The following is a 13223-nucleotide window of genomic DNA, read 5'->3' as shown; positions in this document are numbered from 1 at the left end:
CGAGTGTGTAATCAGTCTGCACATTGCGCAACTATCGCTAGAAGTAATAGTGACCATCACCAAACGCAAGTTCTGCTTTGTCGCCGATGGGCGGAAAATCGCTCCATCGAACACGCAGCTCAAGGAATTTGCGCGATGAACATTCTGACTCGATTGGCTCTGGCGGCCCTGCTGATGGGCGCTGTTGCTGCGCCGACCTACGCCGACAATGCCCGGTCGTGTCATTTTCAATCCATCACCGGCAGCAGCGCCACGTTGCAGCATTCGCAGACTGTTGGCGTGCTGTACAGCGAAAACACCCTGGACAACCTGCAATACCTTGAGCGTTACCACGACATGGCCCTCAACGGCGCGAAAGATGCGCTCGACTCGCGGATTCGCGACGCTTTCGTCGCCAGTTCCGACCCGGAACTGGCCATCGACTGGTTGATGAGTTCGTTACAACAGCAGTTCTTGTCAGTGACTGTCTACGGCAGCCTCGACGAGCTGGTGCAGGCCCATCCCGATGTGGTGGTGAAACTCGACACGTTCAATCGTCTGCTGACCCAACGCAACAATCTGGTCGAAGCGCGTTTTACCGCGCGGTTCTATGACGCCGACCTGCAATACATCGGCAAGGCGGAAGGCGCGGTGGAAAAGCAGATGCCGTCGGTCTGGGTGCATAACCAGGCGCCGCCGCAAATCGCCGCGCAGATCGACAAGCAACGCGACTTGCAACTCAACGCATTGAAGCAGTTCGACAGCTCGCTCAAGGCGTTGGTCTCGGCAAGCTGACATCGCAAATATCAACGGCAATGGCGGCAGCGTGAAGCCGAACCGTTGCCGGTTGAACCGAAACTTTATTTTCAGGATTACACCGATGCGTCCTTTATTCGTTTCTGCCTTGGTTGTCGCTTCCTTGCTGCTTGCCGGCTGCGCCTCTGCACCGAACGACCCGACCCTGACCTTGCAGACCAGCAAGACGCCAGCGCAATACGCCGATTGCGTCGTGCCCAAGTTGCAGGGCATTGCGCTTAACCCGACCGTCTCGCAGACCCAGCGCAGTTACCGGATCGTGGTGCCGAGCAAGGTATCGGCGGACAACGTGCTGGAAGCCTACAAGGCCGGCAGCGGCGGCAAGGTGTTCCTTTACGAGCGCCACCTGCTGGCCTCGAACTTCCTGCCATCAAGTTTTGAACGGGTAGCCCAGGAGTGCATCTGATTTCGCCCGTTAACCGTATCTCACAGAGCTCCTTTGGTTGGCCGCAACCAACCAATTTTTTACCCCGCCCCTTAATTGGGTTGCGGGGTTTTTTTGCCTGGATTTTGCTTGGCCCGCCAATTACTGTGCGGTGAGGTACCTGACTTACGGCCCGACAATCTGCTTATACATTTCGGCACTGGCAGCCGACACATCAAGGAGGAGTTTTCATCATGAATACAAGGAAGTCGCTCAGGATCGCCATTACCGGCGTCAGCCGCGGTTTAGGCCAAGCCCTGAGTCATGCGCTGGCAGAGCACGGGGACACAAGGTCTATGGCTGCCAGTTCGCGGTCGACGCCGACGAACCAGGGCAAGATCTCCGGTAGCTGCACCGTTGCGCATCCTGGGCTGTAACAGTCTGCTTATTGAAAGGTACGTTGATCATGCTTAAAAACAAACGTGTTGTTGTCACCGGAGGAGGGCGCGATTTCGGCCAGGCGGTGTCGGTCTGGCTGGCCCGCGAAGGCGCCCACGTCGACTTGTGCGCGCGACACTTGACCAGTGCGCAGGCCACTTGCGAGATTATTCAGCGCGAGGGCGGTACCGCCCGTGCCTATCAATGCGACATCGCCAGTGCGGCGTCGGTGCGTGCTTTCGCCGAACGCCTGCTGGAGGATGATCGCCCGGTCGACATCCTCGTGCTCAGTGCGGCGCAGTGGCTTGAAGGGCCGCTGGCAGAGGACGATAGCGACGAGGAAATCTGCTCGACCATTGACTCCGGTCTGACGGGGTCGATTGTCCTTACCCGGGCATTGCTGCCAAGCCTGCGCCGCTCAGGTGCAGCTGACATCGTCGCAATGGTATCGGTGTGCGGGGTGGCGAATTTCACCAATTCCGTCGCCCATCCAGCGTTTTTTGCCGCCAAGCACGGCATGAGTGGTTTCTGCCAGAACATGGCTGATCGGCTGGCCGGCGAGCAGATTCGGGTCACCGGTTTTTATCCGCCGGATTTTGAAATCACCGGTCTGGATGAAAGGGTCGATCCCCAGAGCAAGCTGCTCAATGGGCGGTCCATCTGGGAGACCATGCGATTCGTGCTGACCCAGCCGCGCAGCTGCCACATCAACGAGGTGCATTTTCGCGGTCCAACCCGCGAGAGCCTGCAATGATGAGTGCGACCCTAGTGCGGCAACCGGCTCAGGCCAGCTATTGCATGTCCAGTGCCGACGAAGCGTTGCGCCAGGTCATGCCGGCCAACATTGCCGCAGGCTTCTTTACGGCGCAGTGTGGCATTCTCGCTGACCTGTGACCCGTCACGTCAGGCATGTTCGGGCGGCACGTGCTCAGACCCATTTGAACTGCGCCGGGAATCTCGCCACGAAACAGGTTCCCGATTCGCTGTCTGAGGTGACGCTCAGACTGCCGTTATGCGCCGTCGCAATCTGCGAAGCGATGTAAAGGCCCAGACCCAGTCCTTCGCAGCGCTGCCCGGCTTCGGAGCGCGAGAAGGGCTCAAACAACAGCGGAATCAAATGGGGGGCAATCGGTGTGCCCTGGTTGGTCAGCGAGATCACAAATTCGTCGTTCTCAGCCCAGGCGTTGAGGACAATCGGTTCACTGATTGAACCGTGGGTGACCGCATTGCCCAGCAGATTGGAGAGCAATTGGCTGATGCGCAACGCGTCGCAATAGACACCTGTCGGCACGTCCAGCCTATGAATGAACGTTGCCTGCGGGTGGGACACCTGAACCTCTTCAAGCGTCATCCGCAGCGTGCGCTGCAAATCGTCGACCAGTTTTCGCTGCACTGGAATGCCGCCGCCGAGGCGTCCGCGGGCAAAGTCGAGGATGTTTTCGATCAACACACCCATGCGCACAGAACTGTTGCGGATCGCCGCGATAAAATTGAGCGAACGCTTGTCTTCGACTTTGGTTTCGAGCAAATCGGCACTCATGCGAATGGCGCTCAGCGGTGTGCGCAGATCATGCCCTAGGACCGCGATGAACTGCTCGCGCAGCCGGCCCAGCTCATTGGCAGTGTCCAGTTCGACTTTGGCGGCGTGCAGACGCGTCTGGGTGTCGAGGCTCATGGCGATCAGTTGCGCGAATAGCGTAAGTGTCTTGGCGATGGCGGGTTCGTCGAGCTTGGCCGGTACGGAGTCGATCGCACACAGCGTGCCAAAAAATTCGCCATCGGCTTTGACGATAGGAATGGAAATGTAGCTCTCCAGTCCATAGGTTCTCGGCGTGTGATGCAATGAAAAGATCGGATGCAGGCTGGCATGGCCGAAGATGACAGGTTGTTGATGCTGGCGGATCTCGTGGCAAATGGTCGATTCGAGTACCAGTTCGTCGCCGGGTTTGAGACCGAAATCGATCGAGTCGTCGACCGCGCAAGCCACCCAGTTATTTTCGGTAACCCGGGCCACCGCCGCGAAACGCATGCCGGTGATGTGCTTGACCATGCTCAGGATGACAGGCACCGCATCAATGCTGCGGATGGCTTCAATGTCTGATGTGAACTGAGGATCGGTCATGGCGGCGCTTCGAAATAATGTCGTCGAAAGACTATCTCTTATTGCCAGTCTTGGCTAATTGGCCCGTCCGAAAAAAGGGCGCCATGGCTTGTCCAGGCGCCCTTGCGTGTGCCGAGGTGAGGGTTACAGGACTCAGAACTTGTATTTGGCTGTCAGCATGTAGCTGCGCGGAGTGCCGTAGTTGTCGTTGGAACCCCAGGTGACGTTACTGCCGATGGCGGAGTAGTAAACGCGGTCGAAGATGTTGTTCGCGTTGACCTGCAGGTCGAGGTGTTTGCTGACTTCGTAACCGGCCATCAGGTCGGCGGTCGCGTAGCTGCCCTGCTCAAGACGATAGCTGTTGCCATTGGCGAGTGCGATGTCGTTATACATGCGGCTCTGCCAGTAAACGCTGCCACCGACGCGGAGTTTTTCCAGTGAGCCTTGCAGGCGATACATCGTCGAGACCTTGAACAAGTGCTCGGGCGTGTCGCTGTCGAATTTCTGATTATTGTTGGCCGGGTTTTCGTCCTTGATGTAATGCGCGCGGGTGTAAGTGTAGCCAGCGCCGAGCTGCCAGTTTTCGGTCAGTGCGCCTTGCAGTTCCATGTCGATGCCTTGGCTGCGGACTTTGCCGGACGCGTTGTAGCAGGTCATCACCGGGCAACCCAACTGGTTGTCCGCCGTGGTAGAGCGGCCGGTCTGGTCCATCTGAAATACGGCCAGGCTGGCGTTGAGCGCGCCGTTGAAATATTCCCCCTTGATGCCGACCTCGTAGTTTTCGCCGACGATGGGCTCCAGCACTTTGCCGGAAAGGTCTTTGCTGGTTTGTGGGGTGAAGATGTCGGTGTAGCTGGCATAAACGGAGTGGTGGTCGTCAAACTTGTAGATCAGCCCGGCATAACGCGTCAGGTTGCGGGTGATTTTGTAGTCGCCGTCGGTGGTGCGGTCATCGTAGTCATACCAGTCGAGGCGGCTGCCGAGGATCAGCGTCAGCGGATCGGCCAGGCTCAAACGGGTGGTCAGGTAAACCGCATCCTGCGTGGTGATGCTGTGGGTGTTGCCATCGCGCACGAAATCAGGCTTCGGCGCACCGATTGGCCACGCGGTGGTGTAGGGGCTGTATTCCTTGGTGTTGGCATCGAATTCTCGAGTGCTGGCGCCGACGACCAGTTCGTGGGTGCGGCCGAAGGCTTCGAACGGGCCACTGGCAAATGCGTCGAGCGCGGTCTGCTTGTCGGTGTGATGCGATTGGTACGCGGTGGTTTCCAGCGGGCCTTGGTAACGCGACAGGTACGTGCCGGAGAATTCGCCGTTCAGCGTTGAGGACGAGCCGGCAACGTGGAGTTTCCAGTCGTTGTCGAAGCGGTGCTCGACTTCGCCGAACACGGTGTCGATCTGCAGCTTGCGATTTTCCCAGTCGGTGCCCGGGTAGGTGGAGCGGGGCAGGTCGAGATGGTGGCCGTTGGTGCCGATCGGCAAACCGCCCCAGAAATAGTTGGTTTGCTCATTTTGACGGGAGAAACCCAAGGTTGCCGTAGTGGCGTCGCTCAGGTCGTATTCACCGATGGCATAGAACAGGCCGTGATCGTTTTCTTCCTTGTCGCGGAAGCTGTCGGCGCCCTGATAGGAACCCACTACGCGGCCACGCAAGGTACCGCTGTCATTCAATGCGCCGGAGGCGTCAATCTCGCCGCGATAATCATCCCAACTGCCGGCTGCACCGGTGAGCGTCACTTGCGGGGTAGCTGTCGGGCGTTTGCGCACCATGTTGATCGCTGCCGAAGGGTTGCCGGCACCGGTGACCAGGCCGGTCGCTCCACGGACGATTTCAACCCGGTCGAACATCGCCAGATTCGGCTGCACTGCCATCGAGTACGGCTGGTAAGAGCTGGGCAGGCCGTCGTACATGATGTTGTCGATGTCGAAACCGCGGGCGCTGTAATTTTGCCGACCCGGGCCGCTGGATTGATTGAGGAACAACCCCGGCGTGCCCCGCACCACATCGTTGATGCTGGTCATGCCCTGATCATCCATGCGCTGGCGGGTGATGACGGTCACCGCCTGCGGCGTTTCGCGCATGGTCAGCGACAGCTTGGTCGCGGTCTGCATCGGGCCTGTGGTGTAGGACTCTGAACCTTCCGTTGTGCTGCTCATCTGAGTGGCGCCAATTTCGGTCGCACCCAGCTCCAGCGTGGCGGGCGCCGCGGTGTTTTCTGGCGTGGCTGGAGTTGCTTCATCGGCCAGCGCTGGCGCGACGCCGGCCATGCAAATGGCCATTGCCAATAAGTTAGGCGAAAGGTTCGAACGGCGAAAACCGGTATGAAACGACATCAATCTGCTTCCCCAAGAATACTAAAGACGAATCTGATGCACATGCGTGTAGGAATTATTCGCATTAGTCTGTCAGATTGATCCGCTCGGAGAAAGCCGTACGAGTCAGTTAGTTAACAAATTTTTCACATCTGGCTTACGACTGAACAGTCACCGCCGGTGATTGGATGAAGGTAGGGATTGAAAAAAAAGGCCGATCAATTTGATTTTGATCGGCCGTTTTTAAAGCAGGGGAGCGTTGCGCGAATATCAGCTCAAATCTTCAGCCTGATGCCGCTCGGGGACCTGGCTCGCCTCATCGCCCCACGTGCGGTTGACGCGCTGTCCACGGATGACGGCTGGTCGCTTGGCTATGTCCTCTGCCCAGCGCTGGACATGGGTGTACTCGTGGGCCGCGAGAAACTCAGCTGCCGAATAAACGTTGTTGCGCACCAGTTGGCCGTACCATGGCCAGACCGCGATGTCGGCGATGGTGTAACTGTCGCCGGCCAGATACGGGCTCTCGGCCAGGCGCCGATCGAGCACATCCAGTTGCCGCTTGGCTTCCATGGTGAAGCGATTGATCGGGTACTCCAGTTTCTCCGGCGCATAGGCGTAGAAGTGTCCGAACCCGCCGCCCAAATAAGGCGCCGAGCCCATCTGCCAGAACAGCCAGTTCAGGGTTTCGGTGCGCCCAGCCGGATCTTCAGGCAGGAAGGCGCCGAACTTTTCCGCGAGATACAGCAGGATCGAGCCCGACTCGAATACGCGAATCGGTGGCTCGACACTGCGGTCGAGCAGGGCTGGGATTTTCGAGTTCGGATTGATCTCGACAAAACCGCTGGAGAACTGATCGCCCTCGCCAATGCGGATCAGCCACGCATCGTATTCGGCGGCGCTGTGCCCCAGTGCCAGCAACTCTTCGAGCAGGATGGTCACCTTCACCCCATTGGGCGTGGCCAACGAGTAAAGCTGCAACGGATGCTTGCCAACCGGCAGCGTTTTCTCGTGCGTCGGCCCGGCAATCGGACGGTTGATGCTGGCAAACTGGCCGCCGGACGCTGCTTCGTTTTTCCAGACCTTGGGCGGAACGTAGGGCGCATTGCTCATGAAAAAGACCTCATCGTTGCTGGCTGAGAATAGAGGGACACCGTAGGGAAAAATCTCGTTCCATTCAATGTGTCAGGATTGGCACTGTGGCCAGTGATCCTGAATGTCATACCAGGATGCTTTGGACATTACCTCGACATGCAGCCATGGCATCTCCCCTTTACGCTTGTGGTCCTCTCATGGTGTTAGGGCCGATCGTGCATGGTTATGAGGGAAATGCCCTGTGTGGAGTGTTTCCCTGATCGTGATACGAGCAACCCTGCGCACATTCATCTGGCGCGCAGATAGCGGACCCATTCAAGTGCTTTACTGATAGCCCAGACAGCCAGAATTGAAAAGGCGATGGCGGTGACTGCCATCCCGATCAAACTCAAATCTGTTGTCAGCTGGACGTAGGCTGCAAGGGATAACGCGAGTGCCGCGTAGCCAGCCGTGATGTTCTGCCGTGCGATCAATATCAGCGGGATCATCAAGACGAAGAACGCGTGCAATGTGATGGTAATGAGTATTTCAGCGATTAACTCAACCGGGATACTGCCCAATGTCGCCTGAGCGATGATTATTTCGCTGTCGTACATAAACAGTTGCAGCGCGGCCACAGCAGCGGCAGCGATGGCTACCGCAGGTATTGCGGCTTTTTTCGAAATGTTCATCGGCATGTTGTTCCCGAAAGAGAGAGCGGTATGTTTCTGGTCATGTTTCTTCAATGACCTGCAGGCTGATCCAAAAACTCGCTGATCAGCGTAATAACCTGCTGTTGGAGCACCTCACGCGGACGTCCACCCTGGCCATCGGTGCAGATGATGCCATCACCAGGCACGTCCTCTTCGAGCATGGCTATCGCGCCCGGTTTGCACAGCGACAGAAAGCTGAAATGGCTGGCATCGCCAATTTCAACGTACTGGCTCGACGTTTTGGGTAGACGCTTGGCCAGGTCGGCGGACTCCAACTCGGCCGGCAGATCTTCAGACGGCACGCCCGCTGCGATCACCAACACCGGCACCGGCAGCGCTGCAAGGCTGGCATCCGTGAAGCCGCGGGACAAACCCAGGTCCAATGCCACCACGGCCGTGACGCGCTTGTCGCGTAAATCAGCGGCGAGTCGGGCCTTTGATGCCGGGTTGCTCGCGGGATTCATGGTTTGGTAAACGCCGCAACTGGCTAACTTCTGATGAACGCGGCAGTCGCGGGCAAACAGGTCCGTGTCGAAACGCGCGCCGGCGATTTCCATTGCTGTCCAGCCGCCAAGTGAATGACCGATAACGGCAATACGCCGCGTCGCGACTTCACCAAATTTTGCCGGCTGAGCCGTCACCGCATCAATGGCCCGGCCAATGTCTGCGGGACGCTGCCATAGCTGCGCGGCTGCTTGTGGGCTACGGTCATGCGTGGTGCTACCGGGATGATTGACCGCCGCAACGATGTAACCCTGATGCGCCAGCGCGCTGGCCAGCCATGCCTGGTTAGTCCAATTGCCGCGATACCCGTGGGAAAGCACCACCAATGGGTGTTCGCCTTCAGCCGGTGCTGCGTTTTCGACAGACAGGACACCGACAAATGCCGGATTGTCGGCGATCAACTTGGGGGCACTGGTGGTTGCACGGGAAGGGTACCAAACGACCATTTCCAACGGACGGATGTTGTCCGTGTCGGGCAGTGTTGAACGCTGGAAACCGATAGGCGTGTCGTCAGCGAATGCGTGGGTGGTCAGGCAGAGCAGAAGCAGGGCGCGCAAAGCCTTTTTCATTGTTTTTATCTTCCATGATGAGCCTCGATTGGCGATGTGGACTTTGCCTTAATCCACATGTTTCAGCGAGTATCTTTTAGCGCCCCGATGACAGCTGTTCCATCGGCCAGCGCAGCGCCAAGTGTTCGATTAAATAGTCCATGAACGCTTTGACCTTCGGCGTCATTGCCGCGCGCTCCTGCACGCAGGCGTAAATCTCCATGGGTTCGACAACGGCGTGTTGTGCGCCGTGACGGGTTTCGAACAGTGGCAGCAGTTGACCGCTGGCGATGTAAGGCGCTGCTACAAACTCCGCCAGACGCGTGATGCCGGCGCCGCTGATTGCCATCTGCGCCAGTGCGTCGATGTCGTCGCTGATCGCTGTGGCGTTGATATTGGCCTCGTAACGCTGGCCGTCGCGCAGAAAACTCCAGCGCAGAAATCGCCCATCAAAAGGATAACGAAACGCCAGGCATGCATGGTTTTGCAGGTCGTGCGGTGATTGCGGCACGCCTGCGCGCTCGAGATAGGCGGGGGCGGCGCACAGGATGAAGGGCAGCGACACGATCTTGCGCGCGACAATGCCTTCTTCCAGTTGCGGTTTGATCCGCAGGCTCAGATCAATGCCATCCTGAATGTGGCTGATCTTGCCGTCGGTGGTCGACAGCTCAAGCAGCAGGCGCGGATGCTGTGCGGCGAAACCGGCGATCAGCGGTGCGAGCACATGCCGGCCGAATGCAGACGTCGAGGCAATGCTCAGTCGCCCCTGCAGTTCGGTTTCTTCATTGCTGATTGAGCTTTGCGCCGACTCCAGATCCGCCGCGATGCGCTTGACCTTTTCGTAGTACACCGCGCCGTTTTCAGTCAGCGCCATGCTCCGCGTCGTGCGTTGCAGCAAGCGCACGCCGAGATGCGCCTCCAGACGATTGATCGTCTGGCTCACCGCCGCTGCACTGACGCCCAGGGTTTTGGCTGCACCGACAATGGAGCCCGATTCGACCACTTTGATAAAACTGGCAATCGCCGCTAACAGATTCATCCATGGCCTGCCGGGAAGAGGATTCGTAAGTAATGCTTTATAAAGTACCTGTGATTGGCCGTCTAGTTGGAGGCAAAGGGCTTTGCTAAGGTGCCCGCTCCCTGTCAATGGATGCAAAAGCCATATGAATCAAAGAACAAGCTCCGATGCCCTGTATGTCAGTCGTCGCAAGCTGTCAGCGCGTGCCACACCCTATGTGTTTGCGTTGTACATGGCGACGATCATGGCGTTTCTGATGTCTCTGGTGATCACCGCCGCCAATTCCGGCATTGATAACGACTACCTGAGTAATGCGCTCCACGCTTACAAACTGGCGATGCCGGTGGCATTCCTGTGCATCCTCTTCGTTCGGCCCATCGTGATCAAACTGGTGGCGTGGACGGTGCATCCGCATCGGTGAGGTACATTCGTCCCGGTTCGGCGCGTCCCGACAGATGTTGGCGTGTTACCCAGGCGGATAGGCACCGACCACCAGAAAGTCGAAACTTCGCCACCAACCCGAGTGTCCAGACCCTTACAACTTCCGGCGGATGCGCTGCCGGAAAGCTCCATGCACCGGTGAAAGGCGAGGCACACGATGACGATGACAGTAGGAGATTTTCTGGTTGAGCGGCTCAGCCAATGGGGCGTCACGCGGATCTTTGGTTATCCGGGCGACGGCATCAATGGCGTATTTGGCGCGCTAGACCGAGCCAACGGAAAGATCGAATTCATACAGGCACGCCATGAAGAAATGGCCGCGTTCATGGCATCGGCGCATGCCAAGTTCACCGGTGAGCTGGGGGTTTGTATCGCCACTTCGGGCCCCGGCGCTTCGCACCTGATCACCGGCCTCTACGACGCGCGGATGGACCACATGCCGGTGCTGGCGATTGTCGGTCAGCAGGCGCGCACCGCGTTGGGCAGTCACTACCAGCAGGAACTGGATCTGGTCTCGATGTTCAAGGACGTCGCTGGCGCGTTTGTGCAGCAGGCATCGGCGCCCTCGCAGGTCCGCCATCTGCTTGACCGCGCGGTGCGCACGGCGATTGGCGAACGTCGCGTCACCGCGATCATCCTGCCCAACGATTTGCAGGATCTGGCCTATGAGGCACCGGCCCGTGCGCATGGCACCGCGCATTCCGGTGTCGGCTACAGCAAGCCGAAAATCATGCCTTACGAGGCAGATTTGCAGCGTGCGGCGGACGTGCTGAATGCCGGGGAAAAGGTCGCGATTCTGGTCGGCGCTGGTGCGCTGGAGGCGACTGACGAAGTCATCGCCGTGGCCGAAAAACTCGGCGCCGGTGTCGCCAAAGCACTACTCGGCAAAGCCGTGCTGCCCGACGATTTGCCGTGGGTCACGGGCAGCATCGGCCTGCTCGGCACCGAACCCAGCTACAAGTTGATGGCCGAGTGCGACACCTTACTGATGATCGGCTCGGGTTTCCCGTATTCAGAATTCCTCCCTAAGGAAGGCCAGGCGCGCGGCGTGCAGATCGATTTGCAGCCCGACATGCTCAGCCTGCGCTATCCGATGGAGGTCAATCTGCAGGGCGATGCAGCAGAAACACTGGCCGCGTTGCTGCCGCTGCTCGAACAGAAAAGCTCGGGCAAATGGCGCAAGAAAGTCGAAGGGTGGCGCGGCACTTGGGAGAAAACCCTGGAAAAGCGTGCCATGGCCAAAGCCAAACCGATTAATCCGCAACGGGTGGTGTACGAGTTGTCGCCGCGCCTGCCGGATCAGGCAATCATCACCAGCGACTCGGGTTCATGTGCGAACTGGTATGCCCGCGATTTGAAGATTCGTCGGGGCATGAAGTGCTCTCTGTCTGGCGGTTTGGCCTCGATGGGCGCCGCCGTGCCTTACGCCATCGCGGCCAAATTCGCTTATCCCGAGCGCTCGGTCATCGCGCTGGTGGGCGACGGTGCGATGCAGATGAACAACATGGCCGAACTGATCACCGTCGCCAAATACTGGCGCCAATGGGCGAGCCCGAAATGGATCTGCGCGGTATTCAACAACGAAGACCTCAATCAGGTCACCTGGGAACAGCGGGTAATGGAGGGCGATCCGAAATTCGAGGCGTCGCAGAGCATCCCCGATGTGCCTTATCACTTGTTCGCCATTTCCATCGGTCTGAAAGGTATTTTCGTCGACCGCGAAGAAGACGTGGCGGCGGCCTGGGAACAGGCACTGGCCTCGGACGTGCCGGTGCTGATCGAGTTCAAGACCGACCCGAACGTGCCGCCATTGCCACCGCACATCAAGCTTGAACAGGCGAAGAAATTCGCCACGACGTTGCTCAAGGGCGATCCGGATGAGGCGGGGATCATCGTGCAAGCCGCCAAACAAGTACTGAGTTCGGTATTGCCCGGCAAAAAATAACCGAGCGGGGGGGCTGTTGGTTTTCATTAGCTATGCAGGGTGAAGTCTGGGGCGCGAGCATTGGCCTTCATTCCCGGCGCAAGGCACGCACCTGCAGCGCTTCGCCGTGCGATTGAATAGCGTGGAAATCAACAGCTCGTTCTATCGTCCGCCGGCCATCAACAAGTCGCTGGCCGGCATCGCCACTGCCTTGTTCTCTGAGTCAGACAGACAGGTGCTCATACAAAATCGTCGAACCGACGATCATTAACACCACGCCACCGACGATCTCCGCACGCTTGCCAACCACCGCACCCAGCACACGGCCGAGCATTACGCCGAGGGTCACCATGGTCATTGTCGCCAAGCCGATAGCGCCGGCGGCCACCCAGATATTCACGTCGACAAACGCCAGGCCCACGCCAACGGCAAGCGCATCGATGCTGGTAGCGAACGCGGTGACGGCCAGAATCAGGAACGAGTGCTGGCCGGATTTCTCTTCTTCCTCGTCGTCGTGTTTCAGGCCGTTGTAGATCATGTGTAGGCCCAGAATCACCAGCAGAGTAAAGGCGATCCAGTGGTCCCATTCGGCGACCCAACGGGTGGCGGCCTGACCGATCAGCCAGCCGATAACGGGTGTGATGGCTTCGATGACACCGAAGATCAGACCGGTGCGCAGGGCTTCGGTCAGACGCGGCTTGTGCAGGCTGGAGCCTTTGCCGATGGCAGCGGCGAACGCATCCGTGGACATGGCGAGGGCGAGAAATATGAGGGAAACGGGATTCACGGCAACACTTCCAGTCGGGCTATGAGTCAACGACACAATCACACGCCCGACTTTAGGCATGAATGTGTCGTCGGTCTCACCAACCAAAAGGTGTTCGTACCACGGCAGGTTGCCGAGAATGTTGATACGAACGCTTCCGAAAGTCTCGGAAACAGGCTACTCCCCAACGAGGCTGCGGATGTTAGTCGGACGAATATGAAAATTTT

The 13223-nt window shown here is 58.4% G+C and carries 13 protein-coding genes, 1 pseudogene and 1 riboswitch; of the genes and pseudogenes, 7 read left to right on the top strand and 7 right to left on the bottom strand.

Annotated features, from left to right (window positions below):
• The first annotated feature begins 135 nt into the window (after positions 1–135).
• The 4 genes from AB4P92_RS02950 to AB4P92_RS02935 all read left to right on the top strand — a co-directional run bounded on the left by AB4P92_RS02950 (position 136) and on the right by AB4P92_RS02935 (position 2491).
• Positions 136–774 carry an ATPase gene (locus AB4P92_RS02950; protein ID WP_395598832.1) on the top strand — a complete coding sequence of 213 codons (639 nt, stop codon included), beginning with the start codon at positions 136–138 and terminating at the stop codon, positions 772–774.
• Between the two features lie 85 nt (positions 775–859).
• Positions 860–1201, top strand: coding sequence for a hypothetical protein (locus AB4P92_RS02945; protein WP_115147985.1), 342 nt, complete (start codon positions 860–862; stop codon positions 1199–1201).
• 424 nt (positions 1202–1625) lie between these two features.
• A complete protein-coding gene (locus AB4P92_RS02940) occupies positions 1626–2351 on the top strand; it encodes an SDR family oxidoreductase (RefSeq protein ID WP_395598831.1) in 726 nt (241 codons plus the stop codon).
• Complete coding sequence (locus tag AB4P92_RS02935; protein ID WP_155418744.1) at positions 2351–2491, top strand: hypothetical protein; 141 nt, start codon at positions 2351–2353, stop codon at positions 2489–2491. Before AB4P92_RS02940 ends, AB4P92_RS02935 begins: the two co-directional genes overlap by 1 nt.
• Before the next feature lie 34 nt (positions 2492–2525).
• On the opposite strand, the gene AB4P92_RS02930 is transcribed toward AB4P92_RS02935, so the two are convergent.
• From AB4P92_RS02930 to AB4P92_RS02905, 6 genes are all read right to left on the bottom strand, one after another.
• Complete coding sequence (locus AB4P92_RS02930; protein ID WP_047302143.1) at positions 2526–3719, bottom strand: GAF domain-containing sensor histidine kinase; 1194 nt, start codon at positions 3717–3719, stop codon at positions 2526–2528.
• 132 nt (positions 3720–3851) lie between these two features.
• Positions 3852–6032: a TonB-dependent siderophore receptor gene (locus tag AB4P92_RS02925; protein ID WP_395598830.1), complete on the bottom strand. Its 2181-nt coding sequence runs from the start codon at positions 6030–6032 to the stop codon at positions 3852–3854.
• A 249-nt stretch (positions 6033–6281) separates the two neighbouring features.
• Entirely contained in the window at positions 6282–7121 is an 840-nt protein-coding gene (yghU, locus tag AB4P92_RS02920; RefSeq protein ID WP_115147981.1) for a glutathione-dependent disulfide-bond oxidoreductase, read from the bottom strand.
• A 269-nt stretch (positions 7122–7390) separates the two neighbouring features.
• Positions 7391–7780, bottom strand: a complete 390-nt coding sequence (locus AB4P92_RS02915; RefSeq protein ID WP_395598829.1) for a hypothetical protein — start codon at positions 7778–7780, stop codon at positions 7391–7393.
• A gap of 44 nt (positions 7781–7824) precedes the next feature.
• Positions 7825–8868 carry an alpha/beta hydrolase family protein gene (locus AB4P92_RS02910; RefSeq protein ID WP_395598828.1) on the bottom strand — a complete coding sequence of 348 codons (1044 nt, stop codon included), beginning with the start codon at positions 8866–8868 and terminating at the stop codon, positions 7825–7827.
• Positions 8869–8944: 76 nt separating this feature from the next.
• On the bottom strand, positions 8945–9886 hold the full coding sequence (locus tag AB4P92_RS02905) for a LysR substrate-binding domain-containing protein (RefSeq protein ID WP_395598827.1): 942 nt from the start codon (positions 9884–9886) through the stop codon (positions 8945–8947).
• 124 nt (positions 9887–10010) lie between these two features.
• Here AB4P92_RS02905 and AB4P92_RS02900 point away from each other — a divergent pair, with 124 nt between their 5' ends.
• The 3 genes and pseudogenes from AB4P92_RS02900 to AB4P92_RS02890 form a co-directional block, all read left to right on the top strand.
• Entirely contained in the window at positions 10011–10286 is a 276-nt protein-coding gene (locus tag AB4P92_RS02900; protein WP_047302133.1) for a DUF2798 domain-containing protein, read from the top strand.
• A 177-nt stretch (positions 10287–10463) separates the two neighbouring features.
• The gene (locus AB4P92_RS02895; protein ID WP_115147976.1) at positions 10464–12251 is read left to right on the top strand and encodes a thiamine pyrophosphate-requiring protein; all 1788 of its coding nucleotides are present in this window, start codon (positions 10464–10466) and stop codon (positions 12249–12251) included.
• 46 nt (positions 12252–12297) lie between these two features.
• Positions 12298–12402: pseudogene (locus tag AB4P92_RS02890) on the top strand (DUF72 domain-containing protein); the annotation flags it as partial.
• Between the two features lie 51 nt (positions 12403–12453).
• On the opposite strand, the gene mntP reads toward AB4P92_RS02890, so the two are convergent.
• The gene (mntP, locus tag AB4P92_RS02885) at positions 12454–13017 is read right to left on the bottom strand and encodes a manganese efflux pump MntP (RefSeq protein WP_042558895.1); all 564 of its coding nucleotides are present in this window, start codon (positions 13015–13017) and stop codon (positions 12454–12456) included.
• A gap of 6 nt (positions 13018–13023) precedes the next feature.
• Positions 13024–13194, bottom strand: a riboswitch (yybP-ykoY riboswitch).
• Between the last annotated feature and the right edge of the window lie 29 nt (positions 13195–13223).

Origin of the sequence: Pseudomonas sp. A0308 (genome assembly GCF_044218815.1) — a bacterium.
GTDB lineage: Bacteria > Pseudomonadota > Gammaproteobacteria > Pseudomonadales > Pseudomonadaceae > Aquipseudomonas > Aquipseudomonas iridis.
The sequence above is the reverse complement of the archived record's forward strand: the minus strand, read 5'-3'. Positions and strand labels throughout refer to the sequence as shown.